The organism is Leptospira alstonii serovar Sichuan str. 79601 (assembly GCF_000347175.1).
In the GTDB taxonomy this organism is placed as follows: Bacteria; Spirochaetota; Leptospiria; order Leptospirales; family Leptospiraceae; genus Leptospira; species Leptospira alstonii.
This window is the reverse complement of the sequence record NZ_ANIK01000116.1, coordinates 49730-73833: the sequence shown is the minus strand read 5'-3', so window position 1 is coordinate 73833 and position 24104 is coordinate 49730. Positions and strand designations below refer to the sequence as shown.

Genomic DNA, 24104 nt, shown 5'->3' with positions numbered 1-24104 from the left:
GAACAAAATATAGGAGTATGTTAAAACGAAATGAAGGAAAACAAGTCCCTAGATCTGTTTAAACAATATAGAGACGCCTACGATTACCAATTCATTGTTTCCTTTAAAGGTCGTCTATCGCAGGAAGTTCTGACGGAGTTCGGTTCTATGATCCGAACGTCTCTAAGCACGGAATCGAAAATTAAAAAAATCTTTGCGGTTTTCATCGAACTCGCTCAGAACATGTTGCACTATTCCGCGGAAAGAAAGGCTCTCGAAGACGGAAGGGAAAGCGGAGTCGGCATCATAAGGGTCGATGAAAAATCGGTTGGCTATAATGTTTCAGCCGGAAATCTTGTACTAAATGAAAAAATCGAATCGTTGAAAAAAAAATGCGAAAAAATCAATTCGATGTCAAGAGATGAGTTAAAAACTTATTACCAAAAACAGTTACGCTCTAACAGACCCGAAGACAGCAAAGGTGCGGGAGTCGGTTTGATAGATATTGCGAGAAAGTCGGACGGACCTCTTTCTTACGATATAGCTCCGGTGGACGATCAACATTCGTTCTTTACGCTTTCTGCATACTTTACGAAGGAAAATTGAGAATGGAATCCCTACACATACAACAGACCAAAACCTCTCCCGAAGTTATCTTAGATACGGAACACGGATCGGTCGAAATTATCGGCGAATCCTATCCTGAGAATGCGATCGCATTTTACAAACCCGTATTCGATTGGCTGAACGCCACGATGAATTCCAAATCACAGATCCAAGTAAAATTTCAGTTGGATTATTTCAATACGAGTTCGTCTAAAGTTATCATGGACATTTTAGATTCTCTTCAGAAATACCACGATCAAAGCGGCAAGGTAAAGGTACTTTGGTTATTCAAAGAGGATGACGACGATATGCAGGAAACGGGAGAGGAATTTTCATCCGATCTTTCCCTTCCGTTCGAACTTAAATCCTACAAATAAAACGGCTCGGTATTAGAATTTTCCATGGAACCCACTTCTACTCAAAAGGACTTTAATTCCTTTTTCGAAAACGAATTCCAATTATTAAACGAAGTCAACGGAACGCTGGATAGGAAAGATTCCCTCGAAAAGGAGGAACTCTTTCAGGAGTTGAGCAAACTCGGCGACGCTTACGAATCTCTTTTAAAACAATCTTCCAAACTCATGAAAATCGGGGATTCCACTCAAAACCGTTTGATGAAAGTTCAGACGGAACTTCAGGATTCCAATCAGAGACTCGTTTCCTCCTATCAGAACTTAAAACAGCTGAGCGAGATCGGGCAGATCATCACCGCCAGTCTCGAACCTAAGATCATACTGACTTCCGTATATGAAAACACGAAGTCCATGGTTTCTATGGATATTCTCGCGTTCGGAATCATCGAAGAGGGTAAAAATGAAATCAAATATAAGTTCAGCCTGATCGAAGGACGTTATACTCCCGCTCCTTCGGTGGATTCTCTTACCGAGGACAACCCTTCCTCTTTTTGTTACCATAACAATCAGGAACTGATTACGAACGATCTCGAAAAGGATTTTCCGCAATATGTTTCCACCATTCAGAAACATTTCGGCGAAAAGACGAGTTCGGCGGTTTATCTCCCTTTGAAAGTGGAGGAAAGATTCATCGGAATTCTTACGATCCAGAGCCACAATAAAAACGAGTTCAGCGAAAACCAACTCAGCATCTTAAGAACCCTTGCCAATTACGTCGCTATCGGCGTGGATAACGCGGACGCGTACAAAAACCTTTCCAAAAGAAACCGCGAACTCAAAGACTCTTTAGAAAAAATTAATATATTAAACGTCGGTTTGGAGAAGGAAAGACAAAAGTCGGAAAGCCTTTTGCTCAACATCCTTCCCAAGTCGACCGCGGAAAGATTAAAAGCGGGCGAAGTTGTGATCGCGGATTATATCAAAAAATCCACGGTTTTATTTGCGGACATAGTCGGTTTTTCCAAACTTTCCACCCAAATCCCGACCCCAAATCTACTCGTGGAAATTCTGAATCAGATCTTCACTTGTTTCGACGACATTGCGAGCAAGTACCAACTCGAAAAGATCAAAACCATCGGAGATTGTTATATGATGGCGGGCGGAATTCCGATCGCAACCGAAGACCACGCGGAAAAAATCGCGTTAGCCGGAATCGATATGATTTCCGGCCTTAAGGATCTTCAAAAATCCTGGAAATACGAATTCAATATTCGAATCGGAATCCATACGGGAGACGTCGTCGCCGGTGTGATCGGTAAGAATAAATTCGTTTACGATCTTTGGGGCGATTCGGTAAACACCGCTTCCAGAATGGAATCGCACGGCGAGCCCGGTAAAATTCATTGTTCCGAAGCGGTTTACGAATTTCTCAAGGACTTATTCGTATTTGAAGATCGGGGTATTATCGAGGTCAAAGGGAAAGGCCCGATGAGAACCTTTTTTCTTTTAAGTAAAGTTCTAATTCCTAACCACTGATTCCTTATCCACTTGTAAAGTCCTAAAACCTATCCACTGATCCCTAAAACGTGGGAACTACTACGTTTTTAAACGAACGGTAAACTTAGATTTCTTCCGTGCGCCGTTATGGATAAAATCGGAAAAATTTTAACCCTGACATCTGACTCCTATCCACTGACATCTAATATGCTGACCCCTAAAACCTATCCACTAACATGCATGCGTGAGCGATCGTAGTGGAAATCCTGCAACGCACCATGAGTTAAATGCAGAAACTGGAATATACGAAAAGTTTGAAATGGTGCGTTGCAGATTGAAACGAAGAGCGCGACCCGGCGCAAAGCGCCGGGGCACGCCCCTGACATCTGACCCCTAAAACCCATCCACTAAAATGGGCACGCCCCGAAAATATTTAGCCGAGAGCTTTGATTACGTCCGCGGGCGCTTGCACCAGTTCCACAAGCACGCCTTCGGATGAATACGGAAATTCTTCGTTTCCTTTCGGATGAATGAAACATACGTCGTATCCGGCGGCGCCTTTACGAATTCCACCCGGTGTGAAACGAACTCCTTTTGAGGTCAGCCACTCCACGGCTTTGTGAATGTCGTCCACCCAAAGTCCAATATGATTGAGTTTCGGTTCGTGAACTTTCGGACTTTTGTTCGCATCGATCGGTTGCATAATGTCGACTTCGACCGCGTAAGCGCCCTTACCGATTCTGAGTATGTCTTCGTCTACGTTTTCTTTTTCGCTTTTAAACGTTCCCGTTTTTTCAAGCCCCAGTATATCCACCCAAAAAGTTTCGAGTTTCTTTTTGTCTTCGCCGCCCACCGCAATCTGCTGGATTCCTAATATCTTAAAAGGTCTCATATACTTCCTTTTCCAAGTTCTTTCCTCCAGAGAATTATCCGCTTTCGGTTTGGCAAGCGTTCCTCTCGCGTTCGACAGCCGAACAATCGTCGTCGAGTTATTCGTTTCTGAAAACTCGGCATACGGATTACTCGCTCCGAGCCTGAGTCGTTCGATAATTTCCGATCTGAGGGAAATGATCCGAGACGGTCCAAAGAACCGTCTTCTGATCCGCCTTATATCCGGATTGTTTCAAATTGGAAGAATAAAAGATATAATCAATCGTCCGATCCGGTTTGCCGATCGCGGGATCATTCGCGTAATACGTATAATATTTTTCTCTTTCAGGTCCATTCAAAATATTGAATGGAACGGCGGAACTCCATCTATCAAAGAGAGGTTTGATTTCCTGTTCGTCCGAATAAAAAAAGGAGGCGTTGGGATGCATGGCCTTTCGATCGAAACCGGGCGGAAGTAAATTGAAATCCCCGCCCAATACCCAATAATGTCCCGCAAGATCCAGTTCCTTTAAAAGCCCGGCAATCGTCTCCACCTGTCTATGCATCGTATCCGTTCCTTGGGAAAATGCGTCGAGGTGGGTGTTCAGCGCCGTAAACTTATCTCCTCCTTCGATCGGAAAATCGTTCTGAAGAATCGCCCTCTTCAAATTAAACTGAGTCGAAATAGGATCCGCGGGTATGAGAGGTAAAGAATGTCGGATACCGTCGGAAATTTTATATTTACTGATCGTAGCGAGTTTCATTCCCACACTTCCCCAAATTTTAGGATGTGGAACAAAAAGGGACTTCCAGTAAAAGGCTTCGCTTCTACACACATACGAAGATCCGATCTGCGAAAGAACTCTTTCCAGTTGATCTTCCTGAAACGTGTTCTTAGCCCCGTCATGAAGCTCCTGTAAAAGAATCACGTCGGGATCTTCCGAACGAATGTAGTCCGTTACTTTTTTGAGAGTCTCTTCGATTTCCTCTCGGGAAGGTCCGATGTCCGGTCCGTCGCCGTTAGGCAAGTCGTACCAAAAAACCCTTTTTTTACCGGCGAGATATTGCACATTCCACACCAAAACTTTGATCTTAAAATCCGATTTTAAGATCGGAGCGTTCTCATTACAGACAATGTCCGCAGGTTGCTCTTGATCCGGATGATACGTAATCAAGTAGATCAAAATCAAAAGGGATCCGAAAAGAATCCCGAATATGGCCGCAATTTTTCTCAACCAACCCATCGTTATCTCCTAAGAAGCTTTCTAAATGGAAAATATATATGTTTCAAAGAGAATACAAGTTAGGAAGGAAAAGCGAGTGTAAAGGATTTTCTTTTTGAACGGGCAAAATAAAACTGGCTAGAGAGCTTAAGATGAAAATATTCTCTACGATTCTATTCTTTCTTTTCCTAATACAAACATCCGCCCATTCGGAGGAACTCGAACTTAAAATCCGCATCAAAAACGGAACCACGGGTAAGGAAGGCAACATAGAATCGCTTCGGATTATCGCCCTTCAACAAGGGATGATTCCTATCAAGGAAATCGGACCTTCCAAAGGTTCCTTTGTCGTATCGAAACTTTCCGTTCCGGACGGGACTCCGATTCTTCTTCAGGCAAATTACGCGGGCGTCAATTACAATAAGATGGTTCCCCCGGTTCCCGTTCTTCGTTCCGGCGTTCAGGAAATCGTAGTCTACGAAAAGACCAAGGAAAAATTCCTTGTGAGAACCAGGTCCGCCATGCAAATTTCCAGAGGCAGGGACTTCCTGAGAGTATTTAAGATTTATCTAATATCAAATAATACCATTCCCCCTAAAAGTTATCAAGACGAACAAAATCCTTTCGAAATTTTCGTTCCTTCCGAAGCGACCGAAGTAGTCGGCCAACTGACTCAGGGAGAGTCTAGAATGGCCATCCCTCTTCAACTTAAAGACGGACCGAACGGAAAAGTATTGGATAGGGCGATCCTTCCCGGAAGTTCTGAATTACAAATTTCTTATACGATTCCCGCGAGTAATCTTTCCACGGTAACATTTAAAGATAGGATGATCGCGGAAAAAGAGGAAGGTTTTAGAGCCGTTTTTTCAAAACCCCAGGACATGGAAATTTCCTTTATCGGAGCCTCCAAACAGGAAAGAATTCAGGAAGACGTATCTTCCGACATGAAGGCGTTTAAGGTCGGTTATCCTTCCCCTAAATACGAGGTTTCCATTTCGGTTTCGGGCGGGGCGCCGGTTGCAGAAACGGAAAAAGTCGTCGATCGAAAGATAGAAAACGGAACCTGGTTTCCGACAACGGAACGTTCCATCTTGGCATTGGTTGCTATATTAGGATTTCTTTTTACTCTTTCTTTTATTTTCGTTTTTAGAAAAAATCCGTAGTTTGCCGTAGATAACGTGAGTTCGTCGGTTGAAAATCTGGGCGAATGGAAACTAAAGCGCGGAGCTTTCAATTCATCACTCTCTGAACTCGGTGAAACGCTCTCTATGGAATCGCAACATACAATCGATTTCGGATTTGTTCGTTAAATATCGTATTTTTTGATATCGGCCGCAATACGATCGTTGATCTGGTGTTGTGCGCATTCGATCACGACTCGGATCGCACTTTGAACCGCAAGCGCGTTGGAAGAGCCGTGACCGATCAAGCAGATTCCGTCCACACCGAGAAGCAAAGCCCCTCCGTATTCCGCGTAATCGAGGCGTTTTTTGATCGCTCCAAAGGTGGGCTTGAGCAACAAAGCCCCGGTCTGGGCCAAACTGGATTGTTTGATACTTTCCCTTAAGACGTTAAAGATGGATTTGGAAAGCCCTTCGGTCGCTTTTAAAACGATATTTCCGATAAAACCGTCGCAGACCACGACGTCCACGTCCTTACCGCCTCCGTAAAGATCCCGCCCCTCCACGTTGCCTACAAAATGGATCGGAAGTTTTTTGATCATCTCGAAAGCTTTCAGAGAAACGGTGTTCCCTTTTTTATCCTCTTCTCCGTTGGAAAGAATTCCGACTTTTGGATTAGAAATATTGAATATTAGCTTTGAGTAAATTTCCCCCATCACCGCAAACTGCGCCAGATAATCCGGTTTGCAATCCACGTTGGCACCGGCGTCCAATAATAACATCGGCGGTCCGTCCTCCTGCGGAATCGGGGCGGCGATAGGAGGACGTAAAACGCCGGGAATTCTACCCAGATACAAAAGAGCGGAGGCCATAGTGGCCCCCGTATTTCCGGGAGAAAACATACCGACGCAGGTTTTATCCGCTACGAGTTGTGTGGTTTGAACGATGGAGGAATCCTGAAGAGCACGTACGGCGATCGAGGGAGAATCGTTCATGTCGATGATCTCCGATGCGTGTTGGATTCTTACTTTGTTTGTATCGTATTCGAATTTGAGGAGGATCTCCCCAACTTCTTCCTCTTTGCCGACCAAAACGACATTGGCCCCGTCCTGGTTGACGGCATTAACGGCGCCTTCAATGATTTTTTCCGGCCCGTAATCGCCGCTCATTACATCGACGGCGACCCACATCATAGGAATTAATTTTCTTCTTTCGGCTTCTTAACTTTCGGCTCTAAAACGATTCCGGTTTTATAAAATCCGCAGGTAGGGCAAATTCTATGGGGAAGTCTATAAGAGTTACAATTAGGACAAGGAACCAAATTCGGTTTTCCGATGGCATGATGCGCCCTTTTGGTTCTAACTTTTGATTTCGATTTTCGTCTTTTGGGAACTGCCATTGCTTTCCTCTTGGGAAATTGAATTGTTAAACAATACTTTTTTGAGGGTGGTAATCCTCAACTATTATTTCGAATAAAAGGAAAGAACGAAGACTCTTTTACGAGCAATTAGAAAGAGAATCCATAAAATCCACCGCTTCCTTTCGTTTTCCATACAAAGAGGAACGGTTGAAAACGAGACGAGCCGAAGATTCCAAAATTATGTCCAGCTCTTTGAGACCGTTTGCTTTGAGGGTTCCACCGGTGGAAACCAAATCCACAATGCAGTCGGAAAGACCGACAAGCGGGGCCAGCTCGATACTTCCGTAGAGTTTGAAAATTTCGCAGGACAATCCTTTGTGAAAAAAGAATTCGCGTGTAAGGTTCGGATATTTAGTCGCCACTCTGATCTTGCGGTGACGCGCTTCGAGCGTAAACCCTTCCGGGGCCGCGAGGGAAAGTCTGCACTTGCCGATTTTTAAATCCAAAGGAGTCACAAGATCGTAACCGCCTTCTTTAAGGACGTCCCAGCCGCTGATTCCCGCGTCCGCGGCGCATTGTTCCACGTAGGTCGCAACGTCTTGGGAGCGCACGAGTAGAATTCGAATTTTTCCTTTGGGGTCGTTGTAAATCAGTTCTTTGGAATCAGGATCGGGTTTTGCGGAAAGCCATCCCTTGGAGATCATCAGATCGATACTCTCCGTAGCCAATCTTCCTTTAGGCAATGCCAGTGTAAGCATCAGCCTTTCTGATTGAGTTGTATAAGTAGAAACGTGGCGTATTGTTTTACGGTATTGTAATCGGTCGCCGGAGTTTTGATTTCCTGATCCAAAACCTTTTTTAAGGATTCCGTAGCTTCCGTCTTTTTACCGTTTTTGATCTGCATTCTTCCGGTTTGGTATAAACTCCAAGCCAAAAATCCGTTGGCCTCTCTCGTATTTGCAAGAAGATTTGCGGAGGTATTAAAGTCGGTTTCGGCTAACGTGAAATTCCCTTCTCTTTCGCGGATGTTTCCCGCGAGATAAAAATAATACGCCTTTACTTCCGTCGGCTCGTCGATTTTTTTCCCGGCCCATTCCAGTTTATCCGCGGCTTTTTGAAATTCTCCGTTGCGGGAATACAAATCGGAAAGCATCTTTGCCAGTCTAAGTTCCAGTTTTTTGGAAGAATACTGAGCGGATATTTCTTCGTAAGCCTTGATCTTATCCTTTAAGTCGATCGACGGATTGGCGCGGAATTTTTTATCCAAAACCTCCAACGCAACCGTTCCTTTTTCAAACTGAGAATCCTGATATTGAACGTAGATAACGACGGCGAGGATTACGACGAAAATCACCCCGGCCCCGATCAAAACTTCCCGGATCCGGGAAGCAATCCCTCTGAAAAATTTGATCAGAGTCAATTCTATCTTATTGCCTTGAAAGTCGGCGTAAGGATCGACTTTCACTTCTTTGGTTGTGTGACCGACTTCGTATCGTTTCATAATTCTAAGTTTTTATCGGAGAGAAGTGTTTAAAAAACTTCCTAAACTTTCGCGAGAAGGAGTGTCCGAAGTTTTCAGGTATTTGGACATTTCCTCTCTTTCCAACGCCTTATCGAAATCCTTGATGGAAAGGGAAATCTTTTTGTTTTTTACGTCCACTTTGATCACTGCGGTTTTAACGATCTCGTCCGGTTTGTAAAGTTCGACGAGGTTAGCCTCTCTTCCGTTCGGAACTTCGGAGATATGAACGAGTCCTTCGATTCCCGGAGCCACTTCCACAAAAATACCGAATTCTTTGATGGACTTGATCTTTCCTTCCACGATGGTTCCGATCGGATGTTCGTTACGAAAGATCTCGTACGGATTTTCCATCAGTTGTTTGAGACCACAGGAAATCCTCTGCGCGTCCAAGTTCACGTCGAGAATCATGTATTTTACAGTATCGCCTTTTTTAAGTTGAGACGTAGGATTGGAAACCTTTTCGTCCCAAGTGATATCGCTGATGTGAATCAGACCTTCGATTCCGTTTTCCACTTCCACAAACGCGCCGTATTTGGTGATGCCGGTGATCACACCTTCCAGAACGTTTCCTCTACGAATTTCAGGACCTAACTGATCCCAAGGATTCGGTTGCAGTTGTTTTAATCCTAAGGAAAGTCTTCTGTTTTTGAAATCGATATCCAAAACCAGGGCTTCCACTTCTTGACCTTTTTTTAATATGTCTTTCGGTTGAGGGGGTTTTTTAGCCCAAGCCAGTTCGGAAGTATGAATGAGGCCTTCCAGACCTTCCTTCAATTCCACGAAAGCCCCGAATTTAGTGAGAGAAGTGACGGTTCCGCGGATGACCATCTCTTTTTCCAAGGAACGTTCCGCCCAAACCCAAGGATCTTCGTAGAGTTGTTTTAAACCTAACGCGAGTTTGTTGTTTTCCTTGTCGAGTTCCAGAACGACCAGTTCGACTTCTTGACCGATTTGAAAGTATTGTTTAAAAGGAGCGTATTTTTTGTAGGAGATATCTCTTTGACGGAGAAGTCCGGTCACTCCGTCCACTTCGCAAAACACACCGAAGGAAGCGATTTTGCTGACGATAGACTTTACCTTGTCGCCTACTTTGAGTTTTAAAAGAAGAGCGTCCCATTTTTCTTCGTTCACTTCGTCCAAAAGTTTTTTTCTGGAAACAACCCCGGAACGAGTGCGGTCGTTGAGCTCGATGATCTTGAATTCGAGTTCTTTGTTTTTGAAGGTTTCCCCTTCCTTAAATTTATAACTGAGTTGAGAAGCCGGTAAGAAGAGTTCCACCCCTTCCACGTTTACGATATAACCTTTGCCCTTGATTTCGTTCACCAAACGACCGGTAACTTGATAACCGTTTTTGAACGCCTCTTTTACGATTTCCCAACCCTTTCTTTGGTCGGCTTCTTTTTTGGAGAGAATACAACCGGAGTCCTGAGACTCTTTTCTTTTTACGATTGCTGAAACGTAATTTCCGCGTTCCGGAGTTTCGTCGAAATCTCCTCTCGGGATACGACCTTCTTGTTTGAGCCCTTCGATCGCCACATAAACGTAGTCGTTGTCGACGGAGACGATTTTTCCTTCAACGACTTGATCTTTCCGGAGTTCCGGTTCTTCGTGTATTGATTGTTCCCACTGTTTGAATACTTCTGCAAAAGTGGACTTCTCTTCCTTGTTTATCATGGGGCGTAGGTTACTCGGCTAATGGTATTGGATCCGTCTGGAATGTTGGGGGTCATCGATCCAGAATTTCAAGGATCTTGCTGATTACACTATTTTTGGAGAGTATATCAGTGTCAATCAGGAATGCATCCTTTGCCTGATAGAGAGGCGCGATTTCCCGTTCCATATCGGATTTGTCTCGAAGAACGATCTCGCGTTCGATCTCATCCCGATCGGCTTCCATCCCCTGCTCTTTCAACTGTAAAAATCTGCGTTCGGCCCGAACCATAGAAGATGCGGTCAGATAAAATTTGAACCTCGCATCCGGAAACACTTCGGTTCCGATATCTCTTCCGTCCATAATCAATTTATGAAGTTTAGCGAGTGCGTGAAGTTCTTCGTTTACGAAGTCCCGATAAATTCTGCGGTTGGCGATATGTTTGATTTCCCTCGTAATTTCCGGGGTTCGGATCGCCAAAGAAACGTCCTCTCCGTTTAATAAAATCCTGTTTTCGTTTCCCGCAGAAAACTCGCAAAGAATCCGAACCTCGGACAAACTTTTTTCCGCGGGAGAAGTTTTTACCCATTCCGCAAACGAAGCCGTGTTAGGCGAAGCGCCGTACAACCGAAACAGATACAGGGTCAATGCCCTGTAGAACGCTCCCGTATCCAGATAATTGAAACCGATCCTTTCGGCGATTTGCCGAGCGACGGTGCTCTTACCGGAACCGGCGGGACCGTCCAGGGCGATTACGTTTTCATTCATACAAACAACTCTCGAGTAAGGTTTCAAAACCGGGAAAAGAAGTTTCTATCCAGGAGGTTTCGTCGATTTCGAGGGAAAATCCGGAAAGGGCTTTTAAGATCAAAAAGCTCATCGCGATTCGATGATCCATATACGAAAGAACGGGAATTTTTTTTCCGGAAGAAAGAGATTTCCAAACCTCCGAAGATCGAGGGGAAGCGCCGTCAAACGCGTATCCGTCCGGATATTCCTCCACTTCGATTCCGAGCGCCCGGAAATTGGAAACCATCGTATGGATCCGATCCGATTCCTTGGCGCGCAACTCCTCGGCGTGACGGATCTCGAAACCGCCTTCGGCAAAAAGTCCGGCGACCGATAAAACCGGGATTTCGTCGATGATCGCAGGGATTAACGATTCCGGAATATTCGATTTTTTTAAAGTAGAAGGGTAAGTTTTGAGATCCCCCACCGGTTCCCCGCATTCGATCCTCCGATTCCGGATTTCGATTTTCGCGCCCATAAGTTCAAGCGCGGTCAAAATCCCCGTCCTGGCGGGATTGAGTCCTATATTTTTGATGAGAAGATTTCCTTCTTTGGCCAAAACTCCGAGAACCAAAAAAAACGCCGCGGAGGAAATATCTCCGGGAACCTTAAACTCTCCCCCGTTCAAAACGTACGGAGGCGAAATCTTAAAATGTAAAGGGGAAATTTGTCTGATCTTGTTTCCTAAAAACCGGAACATGTTTTCGGTATGATCGCGGGATAGTATGTTTTCTGAATATTCCAAATCCGTTTCGGACGCGATGGCTGCCAGCATCAAACAGGATTTGATCTGCGCGCTCGCGATCGGGCTTTCGTAACGGAAACTTTTCAGTTTTTTTCCCTCGATTTTCAGAGGAGCGGTCTCTTTCTCCCCCAGTCCCACGATGGAAGCTCCCATCGCGCTTAACGGTTTTATGATTCTACTCATCGGACGTTTTCTTAAGGAATCGTCTCCCGTCAAAACCGCGTTCACTCTCCCAAGTCCGCAGATCAGTCCCGCGGACAATCGGATTCCCGTACCAGCGTTTCCGAAATCGAGTTCCACGTCAGGGCCAACGAGCGCGTCTTTGCCGGGACTTGTAAATTCATATTCCCCCGGTTTGATCTTTTTGAACTTTAACCCGAGTTTGGCGAACGCGGACATCGTGTTCAACGGATCTTCCGCTTCGAGAAAGCCTGTCACCTTGGAGTTTCCTTTGGAAAGCGCGGCGAATAAGACGGATCGATGGGAAAGGGATTTGTCGCCGGGGACCGTGATTTCCCTGGATTTGAGTTTAACGTTTTTTGGAATCATCCTGGTTCTTCAAAATAGAATCCCTGGATTCTCGGGAAGTTTCCATAAAACTTTCCCATTCCTTCGGATTCAGAGTGTTTTTTGGATTCAATTTTTCTAATACAATATCGAGCCGATCCCGATAGTCCAAAAGGGATTTGTAGATCTCGTTTTGGTTCGAGGAAAAAATCGCCGCCCACATTTTCGGATTGGAGCCCGCAATTCGAGTCATATCCCGAAAACCGCCTCCGTTCAACGGAATCGGAGAAAGATCCGTATAACGTTTTACGACCTTTTGATTGGCCGCCCAGTCCGCCATGATCGAAGAAAGTATATGAGGAGAATGTGATAAATACGATAATATCGAATCGTGTTCCACCGCCGGAATTTCGATCGTTTCCATTCCGATCAGCCTCCAGAAAGCTTCCAGATTCTTTTTAACTTCGACTTTTGCGTTTTCGGGAGAAGTCAGAATACAAAGTCTTCCTTCATACAAAGAAGCGTTTGCAAACTCAAGCCCGGATTCCTCCGAACCGCACATCGGATGCGAGGAAATATAATTGTGGGAACTCCAAAACCGAGCTTCTACGGCGTGAACGATTTCTTTTTTTGTGGATCCAAGATCGGTTATAATTCCCGAATAATCCAGAGGCAATTGTGCGATGAGTTTTACGGTTAAATCGACAGGAACCCCGAATATAATAAAATCGTAATCTTTCCAGCTTTTGGAGGAATGAAATTCCTCCGCGGTCAAAATCGCGTCCGCGGATTTCAGGGATTCTCCCTTGGACTTGCTTGCGAGGGAACTCACCACCCCGGTAACGTGTGTTAAAATTCCTTTTTTTTTGAGGGCCAGGGAGAGCGAGGCTCCCATGAGTCCCAATCCGTATATGAGAATATTAGAAAATTCGGATTTCACAGGTTTTGCGGAGACATCGGATAGGATCCGAGTACTCTCAGAAAAATCGTATTCTCCTTCAAACTTGCGAGGACGTTTTGGATCGATTCGTCCTTTTGATGACCGTAAAAGTCGATGAAGAAGTTGTATTCCCAGGAATTTCTTCTCGTGGGTCTGGATTCGATCTTGGTCAAATTCAACCGATGATCGAAAAAAGGTTTTAGCACTCGGTACAAGGCGCCCGGTTTATCGGGACAAGAAAAGACCACGGATGTCTTGTCGTTTCCCGTGGGAGGACATTGATTTTTTCCTATGATTAAAAATCGGGTCGTATTGTCCGCGAGGTCTTCTATGGATTCCCGAATCAGACTTAGGCCGTAAATTTCAGCGGCGATGGAGGAAGCGACGGCCGCACAACCTTCCTTTCTTTCCGCGACAATCTGGGCCGCTTTGGCGGTGGAAGACGTCTCCACAATCTCGACGTGAGGCAGATTGGCCGCGAGCCAATTTTTGCATTGGGAATTGGCGATCTTGATTCCGTATAACGTCTTGATCTTGGAAAGATCGTGTTCGAAACCGAGAAGACTGATGTTGATACGAAGATAATGTTCCGAATAGATGAGAAGATCCGAGATCAAAAACTGATCGAGTGTGGAGTTGACCAATCCTTCGCTGGAGTTTTCCACCGGAACGACTCCGTAGTCGATCTTATCGGTTTCCACCGCGCGGAACACATCCGGGATCGAATTGAATTCCAACGCGCTGACGGAAGCTCCGAAACGGGCGCGGACCGCCTGATTGGAAAAAGATCCCGCAGGCCCGAGATAACCTACTTCCAATCCTTTTTCCACGGAGATGGAACCGGACATGATCTCTCGGTAAATCGCGAGCAACACTTTGTCGGGTAAGGGTCCCGCACTCAAAGACTTTATCTTTTCGTAAACTTCCTTTTCTCGATCCGGCCGAAAAACGGGTTCGTTTCGTTCGCGTTTGATTTCTCCGATCTTGGACGCAAACTCGGCGCGGGTCTGGATCGACTTTACGATTTCCCGATCCAAAGAATCGATCTGATCCCGAAAGATTTTCAGTTGTTGATCCAAGTCACTCATCTTCGAGTAAATCGTCCAGGTTTTCGAATTTCAGCTCTTTGACTTCCACGGGAGCCGGAAGATCCGATAGTTTATTCAAACCGAAATGAATCAAGAATTCTTTCGTGGTTCCGTATAAGGCCGGTCTTCCCGGAACTTCCTTGTTCCCGATCGGTTTGATCAGCTTTTTAGAAATCAAAGAAGTGACCATGGCTCGGGAAGAAACTCCTCGAATCTCGTCGATCTCCGGAAGTGTGATGGGTTGTTTGTAAGCGATGATGGCGAGCGTATCCAAACTGGACTTGGAAAGTTGTTCTCTTCTTTTTTCCTTAAAGATGTTTCCGAGCAATTCCGCAAAACTTCCGTTGGTAACGAATTGATACGCCCCTGCGATTTCTTTGAGAAGGAATCCCCCGTTTTTTTCGGAGTAATCCAGAACGAGTTCGTCCAGAATTTCGCGGGCTTCGGTTTTTTCTATTTCCGCGGATTTAGCGATGCTCGCCAATTTTAGGGGTTCACCGGAAACGAAAAGTAAGGCCTCGATCAATCCTTTGATTGCTGTTCTGTCCCGTTCCAATGTCCCTCGTTCAGAAATAAACGGATTTCCCCGAACAGTTTATGCTGTTTAGCTCGGAGAATCCTCTGCTTACTTAGTTCCAGCAAAGCCAGAAAAGTGGCAACGATTTCCGCTTTTTCAGGTCGCTCCCGTTCGAATAATTCCGGAAAAGAGATTTCCTTTTTTTCACGGAGAAAAGAAAGAATTTTTTCCATTTTTTCCTCTACGGTAAAACGATGCGGCGCGGTGAGTAAGGCGGGAATTTCGGGCTCTTCCGATTGGGATTCCAAAATTTCATGAAAGGCGGAAATCAGATCCAAAAGAGAAACGTCGAGCCAATTGTCGTCTTCGTCCAGAGTGACGTTGGATTCTCTTCTAAAAACTCCGGTCTGATTCTGATCCATTTCCGAAAGTTTTTTGGCGGTGAGTTGAAACTTCTTATGTTCTAAAAGTTTTTCTACAAGTTCGGGAGGAAGCGGAGGTTCGTAATCCTCTTCCTCAAACCCGGGGTCCGGCAACAAGGCCTTGGATTTGAGATAGATCAGGTTTGCGGCCATCAAGGCGTATTCTGCGCTCAGTTCCAAAGAGAGAGTTTCGGAAATGCGCAGGAAACTTAAAAAATCCCGGGTGATGCGAGAGAGAGAAACATCAAAGATGTCCACTTTGTAACTTTCAATCAAACTCCAGAGGACGGACAGAGGGCCTTCCGACAAACCGCCTTCGCCATTATTCCATTGAACTACAAAGGACTTACCGGATTCTTCATTCTCCATTCAAAAGAAATCTACCTTACGAATTGAGGGCTTTGTCCGCCGCTTGTTGAAGTCTTTCCGGAGAAAACGGTTTTACGACAAAATCCTTCACTCCCATTTTGATCGCTTTTGCGAGCAGGTCTTCCTGTCCGAGCGCCGTTACCATGATGATTCTCGCCTTCGCGTCCAACTTAAATATTTCCTGAGCGGCTTCGATTCCGTCCTTTTCACGCATGGTAATGTCCATCGTGACCAGATCCGGTTTCAGAGATTTGTATTGCTCTATTGCTATATTTCCGTTTTCCGCTTCTCCCACGATCTCGTGACCGGTTTGGGTAAGGGCGTCTTTTACCATGGTTCTCATAAATTTGGCATCATCCACAACGAGAATTCTGGCCATATTAAATTCCTCTCTCTTTCAAAATGATTTGGATCCTATTGATGATTTCAGTGACAGGCTCGATATATTCGACGCCTCCCATTTCAACTGCCTGACGGTTCATTCCATAAATTACGGAAGTTTGTTCGTCCTGTGCGATGGTAGATCCGCCGACTTCTTTAACTTTTACCATGGCCGCCGAACCGTCCTTGCCCATGCCGGTCATAATTACGCCGATCATTCCGCTCTTATATTCTTCAACCGCGCTGTTTAGGAGAACTTCAATGGAAGGTCTGTGTCCATTTACAGGGGCTTCCCTGTTCAGGGCAATCCATTTCCTCCCACCTCGGGATTGAATGAACAAATGCGCGTCACCCGGAGCCACATAACCCGTGTTCGGTTCGATCGGCTCGCCGTCTTCGGCTTCCTTAACTTTGATTTTCGCGTGATCGTTAAGCCGCATCGCAAAGGCCTTAGTAAAACCCGCGGGCATATGTTGTACTACAAAAATAGGTAGGGAAATGTCCTCGGGAATTCTGGAGAATACCTCCTGAAGCGCTCGTGGACCGCCGGTGGAAGTGCCGATACAAATCGCCTGAATCGGAGATTTTTTTATATGCGTATCTCCCGCAGGAACCTTGGAATGAACGGGAACTTTTTTTAAAAGGTCTCGGGAAGGAATTCGAATTCGACTTTCAAAGTACGCGAGAATTTTGAATTTTAAAATGTTTCCGATTTCTTCCGGATCAAATTGAAACACACTGGAAGGTTTGGGTACGAAATCGATGGCTCCGTATTCCAGGGCTTTGAAGGTCGCTTCGGCGCCGTTCTGAGTGAGCACCGAAAGCATGATAACCGGAATTCCAAGCTTCTTTTTTTGAAGTTCGTGAAGCGCGGTAAGACCGTCCATAACCGGCATTTCCACGTCGAGAATGATCACGTCGGGGTTCATCTTTTGTGCGAGATCGATACAATCCATCCCGGTTTTACCCGTCGCAATCACTTGAATATTGGAATCTTTTTGGATCTGATCGGATATGATATTTCTGACTAATAGAGAATCATCGATAATAACGGCTCGAACCGGATTGGGAACCATCGAAATCAAAACCTCGGAATCAGTTGGAGTAATTCGTCAAAATCCGGAAGGAATAATAACACCCCTAAGAGATCGTTTCCCTCGTGATTGAATTCCGTCAGCATACTTAAAAACTTGGTACGCTCCGGTTTGACGACGTCCAACACCTGCATGAAAGTTCCTTCCAAAAATTCGGGAACGGAAGGTGTTACACTTGCCTTCGCCTTATTGGATATCGAGTTCATCACCGAAGAACAAACGATGTTGGAAATCTCGCTTAACACCGATTTGGCGTCTTCCGTCAATTTTTCACCGGGAGATGCTTCCGAACCCAGAAGTTCCTTGGCGAGATTGGCCGCGTTCTCACGGGAGAACATCATCAAAAGGTTTCCGTTCAAATCCCCGTTCATTCGGATCCTTAAACCGTAAAAATGATTTTCGGAAAAACGAATTTCTTCCGCAAGACCGTCTCGGTCGTTCATGATGATTTCCGGAATAAAAAGATCGATGTTCTTTTTCAAAAGTTGGGAAAGAACCATACCGGCGTTCATCATACCGGTGTTGACTACGTTCTCCAGTTTTTTGAGTTCCTCTTTGGACAACGCCCCTTTAAAATCCTTGGAAGGAGCGACCGACATCGTACGTTCTTTCTTTTGAGTTAAAAAACTGTCTATGATCGCTTTGGCGCGTTTTTGTTCCTCTTCGCTCGCGCTTTGATCCAATGCAATATCCGTAATATGAGAACGGTATTCCTCTTCGGAAGATACGAACGGTTTTTTCGGACCGGAAGGAGGTTCGGAAGAATACGAAGTAGTCGAAGGCGGAAGGTTCGTAATTTGCGGATCCTGAGTTTTCGGCTCCGTAGACTCCGGAATTTGAATTTCCTTGGGAGTTTTCATCTCCAGGGCTACGGCCGCGGCCAATTCTTTTTCCTCTCGGAAAACCTCTTCTTTTTCCACGACGATTCGTTTCGTATCGCGAGTCCTATCGACCTTTTTCTTTTTGAGACGTTCCCGATTCGTGATGTCGTGCAGCTTGTAGTTGTAGACGTTCGTAGGATTCGTCGTTTTTTGAATATAGAGTTCTTCTTCCCTCTCTGCGGAATGGATGGAGCCGATTCTTTTCATCGTTTCGAGATGATAGTGTACGACGGTGTCCTCGAGTTCGGAGGCGATTTCCACAATGCCTGGGATATCCAAAACCATGATGATGGTTCCGTCTCCCATAATGGAAGCTCCGGTAAGACCTCGTATGTTTTTGAAGTTCTTTTCCAAAGATTTGATCACCGTCTCGTGTTTGCCCACGAGTTCATCGACCATAAATCCGATCTTACGACCTTTGTATTGAACGATAACGACCGGAAATTCATCCCTATCCGTTTTATCCTGAAGACCGATGATTCGGTTGAGTCTGTAGATCGGAAGCACCTCGCCTCGGAGATTGATGATCTCGTTTCCTTCCAGAGTCGTGATCTGATCGTTGTGAATTTTAATCGTCTCGTTGACCTCGGAAAGAGGAAATGCGTACACTTCTTCTTCCATAAGAACCAGAATGGAAGGAATGATCGCAAGAGCTTGAGGAAAAGAAAGGATAAAAGAAGTTCCCTGTCCTTTGGCGCTGTTGATGATGATCTTACCTTTGAATTCCTGGATCAGATTGTTTACGACGTTCATCCCAACGCCGCGGCCGGAAATATCGGTGATTTTTTCCGCGGTGGAAAATCCGGCCTGAAAGATGAATTGAAAAATTTCCTGCTCGGAAAGATTGGACGCCTCGGTTGCGTTCACGAGACCTTTTTCGATCGCCTTATTCAGAATTTTCTCGGAGTCCAGACCGCGTCCGTCGTCGCGGATCTCAACCATGATATTACTTCCGCCTTGATAAGAATTCAGTTCCAAAGTTCCGGTTTCCGGTTTTCCGGCGCTCAACCTTTCCGCCGGGGTTTCAATTCCATGATCCACGGAGTTGCGAATGAGATGAAGCAGAGGTTCGCCTAACGCGTCTATGACTTTTTTATCGAGTTCGGTGGATTCTCCCAAAAGAACCAGATTCACCTTTTTGCCGGTTTCCAAGGAAAGATCTCTCACGAGTCTGGAAAATCTTCGGAACACGGTCGAAATTTGTACCATCCGGATATTCATGATTCCGGATTGAAGTTCTTTGGAAATTCGATTGATGAGATCGATTCTGGATTTGAGATCGTTAAACAGCTGATCCTCTCCGAAAATTCGAACGAGGTCGTCGTAAATTCTTTGAAAGCCTGAGTTCGTGATGATGAGTTCCCCCACGTTGTTCATCAACTGATCCAGTTTATCGGAAGATACTTTAATACTTTTTAATGTAACCCTGGACTCCGACGCCGTCATATCGTCTTCGATCTTGAAATTCTCGGCGACCGTTTCGTGAACGACGGGAACGTATTCCTGAACGTCCAAGGACTCCACCATATCCACGTTAGCCGCGGTGCGGATTTGTTCGAAAGACTCGGAGGAAACAAATAACAAAGCGATGGAAGTCGCATCCACGCCTTTTTCCAATTCGTCCAAATCCGGAACGGACTTAAACACGATCCCTAAATTCTTCAGGTTTTGAAGAATTAAGGAAAAACGAAGTCCTTTCATCGGAGAATCCTTTCCAAGAGTCACCGAAATTTTCCAACACCGGCCCGACTTACGGATTTCATCTTCGAGTTCTTTGACTTCTTCCGCTTCGAGACGAATTTCCAATCCGTTCGGTCGAGACGGAGTTTGTGCCGGTTTTGTCGCGGGAGCTGGCGTTGCAGTTGCGGGAGCCGTTTTGGGTGCGGCTTCCTCCGATTTTGTCGCAGGGGCCGAGGAGGGAGTTGCAGGCGAGGAAGCGGCAGCGCCGGAAAAAGAGGAAGGATCTTTTTCGTAAACATCCAGTTTTTGGATCATCTCCGTAAACGGAGTATCGATTTTTTTTCCTTCGCCCACGTTTCGAATCACGTATTTGATAAGATCGAAACATTGAAAGAGAAGATTGACTAAAGGAAGTTTAACGTCGAGTTTACCGTCCCTCGTCAACTGAAGCAGATTCTCCATTTTATGAGCGAGATCGGAAAGATTATATAAGCCAACGAAAGCGGCGGAACTTTTTAAGGAATGCGCCGCGCGAAAGATGTCGTTGATGATCGAAAGATTTTTATGATCGGTTTCGAGTCTGAGGAGATTGGCGTTTAACTCCTCGATTTGATCTTCCGATTCTTCCAAGAAGAGGTCGGTATATTCTCCGAGAATTCCGGCCATTAGAATACCTCCTGTTCAAAGTTGATCAGGACGGATAAGTTTAAATTGAGTATCAACGTTTCGTCCGCTTGGCTGACCGATTCTATCAGAGAACTATAGTTAAGAGTGAGATCGTCGGTCGCTTTACTGATTTTGTCGAATTGAATTTTTATCACTTGTCTTACCGTATCTACGAGAATTCCCGCGCGTTTATCGTCGTGTACAACGACGATAATCCTCGTAGAAGGAATGATATCGCTATAACCGATTCCGAAAACCTGCTTCAGATCTAGTATCGGAATGATCTCTCCTCTGAGATTAATGACTCCTAAAATATAATCGTCTCCGTTCGGGATTCTTGTAATCGGAACGGGTTTGAGAATTTCGTGGATTTTCAGGATGTCGATTCCGAAAATTTCCTCGTTCACGTTGAAAGTTAAATATTCCTTCTGAGACTCCGTAATTTTATCCGCTTCCAGGGATTCAAGGTATTGTCGATTATCGAATGAGGCCATGATTATTACCTAACGGTGCTCCATAAAAATCCGGGATCAATCTATAGAACAGATTGTAATTTGTTTTTCAAGAACAATAGAAAGAAAGAAATTCCTAAATCTAAAAATTCTCGCACTTTTCCAAAGAGAAACCTTTTTTTCGATCCGATCAAAGTTACATACTAACGTCAATGGCCGCGAAAGTATTCCGAAATAAAATCGACGGTTTTGTATCGGCCTCCAATCCCTTTTACGGATCTCGCGCCCATACATTTACCGAATAACCCCGTGGCAAATTCTATCACACGATCCTTAATAGGTTGTGTTTGAATTTAGGAACGAAACATTGAGTTTATAAGACTTACAACTTTAGGATCCGCTCTGAACTCGGCGTAACAATTCCGACGAAGCGTGCACTAAGATCGCTCGATATTTCAAATAGACAGTATTTTAACGTTTTTTCAGACGATTCGATAATTTTTTTTCTCCGTAATGATTCGGCCTACCCTTATATCGTGCTTTTCCTTTGGAAAGCTAGCAGGAAAGAGTTCCTCATAAGTAAGTCCGATCAATCGAGTCGGATCCGCTTCGGAAAGAGTTCTGTCATAAAAACCTCCTCCGCGTCCGAGACGGTAACCGAACTCGTCGTAACCCAAAGCAGGCACGACAATCCATTCCGCGTCGTGAAAATTCAAGGCTTTTGTTCCCTTAGGCTCCCAAATCCCAAACGGACCCTCTTCCCAGGCTTTCGGAAGAATAAACTCCAATTTTCGATCTACGATCTTCGGGAAATAAATTTCCTTTCCGGAATCGGTCCAACCCAAAACTTTTGGATCGATCTTTACTTCCCATTTATCGGGAGAGTATGCGATAATCTTTTGTGCGCCGATCGTGATTTCTTTTAAAAATTCGAGAATAGCGAGGTCTTTTTTCTCCCTTTCTTCTAAAAGGGTAAGCAGAGTTCTGAGTGCGTTTCTAGACTGAAGTTTCAACGAGGATTACTAAGGGGATCTAATTTTAAACCAAAGAAAAAATCAAAGTTCTCCGATGATTCCTTCTTCCAACATCGTAATTAGCTTGCGGGTTTTTTCTTCGATTTCTCCGGTTCCCATAGGAACGGGCGACGGTTCGTTTTTGATTTCTTTCGCTTGTTGCAGTTCGTCCGCAAAGTTGAGCGCGGCTAAGATGGCAAGTTTTTGCCTGGAAGCGCCGGGCATTCCGACTCCAAGCTCTCTGAGTTTGCGATCCACGTCTTCCGCCAGAGAATAAATGTAGTCATCCCCCGCTTCGCTGAGGATCGTATATTCCTCTCCGAGGATTCGGACTTTTACCCTGCGGAGATCCATCTGAAATTTAAGATTTAGGATCGTCCTCGATGATTAGGAAATCATCGTCTTCATCGGCGTCGAATACGCTAATTGAGTCCTCGTCGTCATCGATGATAATATCGTCATCGTCGTCTATGGCCAAATCTTCCGCAGCTTCGTTTTCATCTGAAATTTCGATGATGTCTTCGTCTTTTTCAGGAATTTCCGTAATTAGCGAGATATCGTCGTCTTCTTCGTCAAGAAGAATGATCTCATCGTCTTCGCCGAATTCGTCTTCGGCAGAAGCGCTTTCTTTGACAACGTTAGACGCCGTCGCTGCGGCGGCAACAGCCGGGCCGGAAGGAGAGGATGCAGAAGCAGAAGACGCAGTGGATCCTCCGCTTACGGGAAGAGAATCCAATCTTCCGAGAAGCTGATTGATTTTCCCTTCGAGTTTCCGTTCTCTTTCTTTGAGTTCGTTCAGTTCGTCCGTGGTTTTTTGCAGTTGATCGCGTAGAGAAGAAAGTTCTTTTTCCTTCTCTTCCATCGCCAGTTTCATCTGGTCGTTTTCCGCTCGGAGAGTTTCGTTTTCGGATTCTAAGCGACCATTTTCAGCGCGAAGATCGGCGATGAGTTCGAGGGCTTTTACGACCTTGCTTTCTAATTCCTCAATGGTCTCCATCGTGAGCATATCTGATTCTCCCTTAAAAACATTCTCGAAAAACGAAAAACAGCCCTGTATGTACAGAGCTGTCGATTTTGGTCAGGCCGGATGTTTATCCCGCTACTTTGATTTTTTCAACCAAAGCGTTAAACACTTCCCGATCGCTGAAAGCCAGCTCTGCCAGGGATTTACGATCCATATTGATTCCCAATTTTTTTAGAGAATTCATAAATACGGAATAAGACAAACCATTTTCCCTTGCGGCTGCGTTAATTCTAATGATCCAAAGTTTACGAAAATCTCTTTTTTTCGCTCTACGATCGCGGTAAGCCCATTGCCCCGCTTTCATCACCGCGCTTTTTGCCGTTCTGTAAAGTTTAGAACGGGCTCCGCGGAATCCTTTTGCGTCTTTTAGGACTCTTCTTCTTCTATTTTTGTGGATTGTTCCGTTGACCGCTCTCGGCATTATCGTACTCCATAAGGCATTAATCTGACGATGGATTTCCAATCAGAATTATTGACCAGGGTCAAACCGCGAAGACGTCTTCTTCTTTTCGGTCCCTTTTTGGTCAAGATGTGACGGGTATTCATACTCTTACGTTTGATTTTGTTGTTCTTTGTGAACTTAAAACGCTTTGCAGCGGCTCTGTTCGTTTTCAACTTTGGCATCTTATCTACCTTTTAGGTCCTTTCCGGAAATTATTTCGGATTAATAATTACTACGATTTGCTTCCCGTCTTGAATCGGATCTCTTTCCGCCGATCCGTATTCTTTCAGGTCTTCAACCATTCTATAAACGACTTTCATACCGAGATCCGAATGCATCATTTCCCTGCCGCGGAACCGGAGACTTACTTTTACTTTGTCTCCTTTCCCGAGAAACTCCTGTGCGTGTTTCTTTTTAATTTCGTAATCGTGACTTTCAATTCGAGGTCGAATCTTAATTTCTTTAACGTTGATTACGTGTTGTTTCTTCTTTGCTTCTTTGCTCTTTTTGAGCAGCTCGAACTTGTATTTTCCGTAGTCGATAATCTTGCAAACATGAAGTTCCTGATCGCCCGATACTTCCACGAGATCTAGATTTTCTTCTCTTGCTTTTCTCAGCGCTTCTTCAAAGGGTACGATCGCCACTCCGTCGTCTGAAACGAGGCGAACTCTGGAAACGCCCGTGATTTTCTCATTGATCCTATGATTAAAAAGCTTATCCGTTGCTGATTTTTGACTCGGTTTCCTCTGCATTCATTCTCCGGCTAGATTTCCAAGATTTTATTCTTAAGTGTGTTTTCAAGCGATTTTTGACTCTATTCCGGCGGAATCGGTCTTTTATTTCAAGTCGAATTTCAGGTTTTCGGCTTCTTGTGGGAGTTCCCACGTTTTAGTTCGTTACGAATTAGTGAAT

At 45.0% G+C, this 24104-nt stretch carries 27 protein-coding genes; 4 read left to right on the top strand and 23 right to left on the bottom strand.

All coding sequences use genetic code 11. The features are described 5' to 3' along the window. Nucleotides 1–30: 30 nt before the first annotated feature. The 3 genes from LEP1GSC194_RS19360 to LEP1GSC194_RS19350 are packed head-to-tail and all read left to right on the top strand — an operon-like array spanning nt 31 to nt 2474. Nucleotides 31–585 (top strand): SiaB family protein kinase, encoded by a 555-nt coding sequence (locus LEP1GSC194_RS19360; protein ID WP_020775164.1) that lies wholly within the window; start codon nt 31–33, stop codon nt 583–585. A gap of 2 nt (nt 586–587) precedes the next feature. Then, entirely contained in the window at nt 588–962 is a 375-nt protein-coding gene (locus LEP1GSC194_RS19355) for a DUF1987 domain-containing protein (RefSeq protein ID WP_020775120.1), read from the top strand. A 24-nt stretch (nt 963–986) separates the two neighbouring features. Beyond that, complete coding sequence (locus LEP1GSC194_RS19350) at nt 987–2474, top strand: adenylate/guanylate cyclase domain-containing protein (RefSeq protein ID WP_020775189.1); 1488 nt, start codon at nt 987–989, stop codon at nt 2472–2474. A 394-nt stretch (nt 2475–2868) separates the two neighbouring features. Here LEP1GSC194_RS19350 and LEP1GSC194_RS19345 read toward each other — a convergent pair whose 3' ends face one another. Next, complete coding sequence (locus LEP1GSC194_RS19345; RefSeq protein WP_017810104.1) at nt 2869–3327, bottom strand: VOC family protein; 459 nt, start codon at nt 3325–3327, stop codon at nt 2869–2871. Between the two features lie 127 nt (nt 3328–3454). After that, nucleotides 3455–4549, bottom strand: a complete 1095-nt coding sequence (locus LEP1GSC194_RS19340) for an endonuclease/exonuclease/phosphatase family protein (RefSeq protein WP_017810105.1) — start codon at nt 4547–4549, stop codon at nt 3455–3457. A 131-nt stretch (nt 4550–4680) separates the two neighbouring features. On the opposite strand from LEP1GSC194_RS19340, the gene LEP1GSC194_RS19335 reads away from it, so the two are divergent. After that, nucleotides 4681–5691, top strand: a complete 1011-nt coding sequence (locus tag LEP1GSC194_RS19335; RefSeq protein ID WP_020775116.1) for a hypothetical protein — start codon at nt 4681–4683, stop codon at nt 5689–5691. Nucleotides 5692–5834: 143 nt separating this feature from the next. Here LEP1GSC194_RS19335 and plsX read toward each other — a convergent pair whose 3' ends face one another. The 21 genes from plsX to infC all read right to left on the bottom strand — a co-directional run bounded on the left by plsX (nt 5835) and on the right by infC (nt 23944). Further along, complete coding sequence (gene plsX / locus LEP1GSC194_RS19330) at nt 5835–6842, bottom strand: phosphate acyltransferase PlsX (RefSeq protein ID WP_086005207.1); 1008 nt, start codon at nt 6840–6842, stop codon at nt 5835–5837. Nucleotides 6843–6847: 5 nt separating this feature from the next. Beyond that, complete coding sequence (rpmF, locus tag LEP1GSC194_RS19325) at nt 6848–7048, bottom strand: 50S ribosomal protein L32 (protein WP_000290471.1); 201 nt, start codon at nt 7046–7048, stop codon at nt 6848–6850. 98 nt (nt 7049–7146) lie between these two features. Continuing rightward, on the bottom strand, nt 7147–7767 hold the full coding sequence (gene hisG, locus LEP1GSC194_RS19320) for an ATP phosphoribosyltransferase (protein ID WP_036043811.1): 621 nt from the start codon (nt 7765–7767) through the stop codon (nt 7147–7149). After that, nucleotides 7767–8510, bottom strand: coding sequence for a YfgM family protein (locus LEP1GSC194_RS19315; RefSeq protein WP_020775151.1), 744 nt, complete (start codon nt 8508–8510; stop codon nt 7767–7769). Before LEP1GSC194_RS19315 ends, hisG begins: the two co-directional genes overlap by 1 nt. Nucleotides 8511–8522: 12 nt before the next feature. Then, nucleotides 8523–10205 carry a 30S ribosomal protein S1 gene (locus LEP1GSC194_RS19310; RefSeq protein WP_020775198.1) on the bottom strand — a complete coding sequence of 561 codons (1683 nt, stop codon included), beginning with the start codon at nt 10203–10205 and terminating at the stop codon, nt 8523–8525. Nucleotides 10206–10257: 52 nt separating this feature from the next. Beyond that, nucleotides 10258–10950 (bottom strand): (d)CMP kinase, encoded by a 693-nt coding sequence (gene cmk, locus LEP1GSC194_RS19305; RefSeq protein ID WP_020775126.1) that lies wholly within the window; start codon nt 10948–10950, stop codon nt 10258–10260. Continuing rightward, a complete protein-coding gene (gene aroA / locus LEP1GSC194_RS19300; RefSeq protein WP_020775122.1) occupies nt 10943–12265 on the bottom strand; it encodes a 3-phosphoshikimate 1-carboxyvinyltransferase in 1323 nt (440 codons plus the stop codon). The genes cmk and aroA overlap by 8 nt, the downstream gene beginning before the upstream one ends. Continuing rightward, complete coding sequence (locus LEP1GSC194_RS19295; protein ID WP_036043808.1) at nt 12246–13163, bottom strand: prephenate dehydrogenase; 918 nt, start codon at nt 13161–13163, stop codon at nt 12246–12248. Before LEP1GSC194_RS19295 ends, aroA begins: the two co-directional genes overlap by 20 nt. Continuing rightward, nucleotides 13160–14251, bottom strand: a complete 1092-nt coding sequence (gene pheA / locus LEP1GSC194_RS19290; protein WP_020775196.1) for a prephenate dehydratase — start codon at nt 14249–14251, stop codon at nt 13160–13162. The genes LEP1GSC194_RS19295 and pheA overlap by 4 nt, the downstream gene beginning before the upstream one ends. Then, complete coding sequence (gene scpB / locus LEP1GSC194_RS19285) at nt 14244–14807, bottom strand: SMC-Scp complex subunit ScpB (protein ID WP_020775158.1); 564 nt, start codon at nt 14805–14807, stop codon at nt 14244–14246. Before scpB ends, pheA begins: the two co-directional genes overlap by 8 nt. Beyond that, on the bottom strand, nt 14774–15559 hold the full coding sequence (locus LEP1GSC194_RS19280) for a segregation and condensation protein A (RefSeq protein WP_020775147.1): 786 nt from the start codon (nt 15557–15559) through the stop codon (nt 14774–14776). The genes scpB and LEP1GSC194_RS19280 overlap by 34 nt, the downstream gene beginning before the upstream one ends. 16 nt (nt 15560–15575) lie before the next feature. Beyond that, nucleotides 15576–15938 carry a response regulator gene (locus LEP1GSC194_RS19275; RefSeq protein WP_002632024.1) on the bottom strand — a complete coding sequence of 121 codons (363 nt, stop codon included), beginning with the start codon at nt 15936–15938 and terminating at the stop codon, nt 15576–15578. Nucleotide 15939: 1 nt separating this feature from the next. After that, nucleotides 15940–17016: a protein-glutamate methylesterase/protein-glutamine glutaminase gene (locus LEP1GSC194_RS19270; protein WP_020775127.1), complete on the bottom strand. Its 1077-nt coding sequence runs from the start codon at nt 17014–17016 to the stop codon at nt 15940–15942. Between the two features lie 5 nt (nt 17017–17021). Continuing rightward, on the bottom strand, nt 17022–20261 hold the full coding sequence (locus LEP1GSC194_RS19265) for a chemotaxis protein CheW (RefSeq protein ID WP_020775163.1): 3240 nt from the start codon (nt 20259–20261) through the stop codon (nt 17022–17024). Further along, the gene (locus LEP1GSC194_RS19260) at nt 20261–20755 is read right to left on the bottom strand and encodes a chemotaxis protein CheW (RefSeq protein WP_020775185.1); all 495 of its coding nucleotides are present in this window, start codon (nt 20753–20755) and stop codon (nt 20261–20263) included. The genes LEP1GSC194_RS19265 and LEP1GSC194_RS19260 overlap by 1 nt, the downstream gene beginning before the upstream one ends. Nucleotides 20756–21195: 440 nt before the next feature. After that, nucleotides 21196–21726 (bottom strand): 5-formyltetrahydrofolate cyclo-ligase, encoded by a 531-nt coding sequence (locus LEP1GSC194_RS19255; RefSeq protein WP_020775197.1) that lies wholly within the window; start codon nt 21724–21726, stop codon nt 21196–21198. Between the two features lie 42 nt (nt 21727–21768). After that, complete coding sequence (locus LEP1GSC194_RS19250) at nt 21769–22080, bottom strand: cell division protein ZapA (protein WP_017808629.1); 312 nt, start codon at nt 22078–22080, stop codon at nt 21769–21771. A 7-nt stretch (nt 22081–22087) separates the two neighbouring features. Next, complete coding sequence (locus LEP1GSC194_RS19245; RefSeq protein ID WP_017808628.1) at nt 22088–22732, bottom strand: coiled-coil domain-containing protein; 645 nt, start codon at nt 22730–22732, stop codon at nt 22088–22090. An 85-nt stretch (nt 22733–22817) separates the two neighbouring features. After that, nucleotides 22818–23171: a 50S ribosomal protein L20 gene (rplT, locus tag LEP1GSC194_RS19240; protein ID WP_017808627.1), complete on the bottom strand. Its 354-nt coding sequence runs from the start codon at nt 23169–23171 to the stop codon at nt 22818–22820. Then, the gene (rpmI, locus tag LEP1GSC194_RS19235) at nt 23171–23374 is read right to left on the bottom strand and encodes a 50S ribosomal protein L35 (protein ID WP_002765180.1); all 204 of its coding nucleotides are present in this window, start codon (nt 23372–23374) and stop codon (nt 23171–23173) included. The genes rplT and rpmI overlap by 1 nt, the downstream gene beginning before the upstream one ends. A 30-nt stretch (nt 23375–23404) precedes the next feature. Then, nucleotides 23405–23944 (bottom strand): translation initiation factor IF-3, encoded by a 540-nt coding sequence (infC, locus tag LEP1GSC194_RS19230; RefSeq protein ID WP_020775138.1) that lies wholly within the window; start codon nt 23942–23944, stop codon nt 23405–23407. Nucleotides 23945–24104 lie beyond the last annotated feature (160 nt).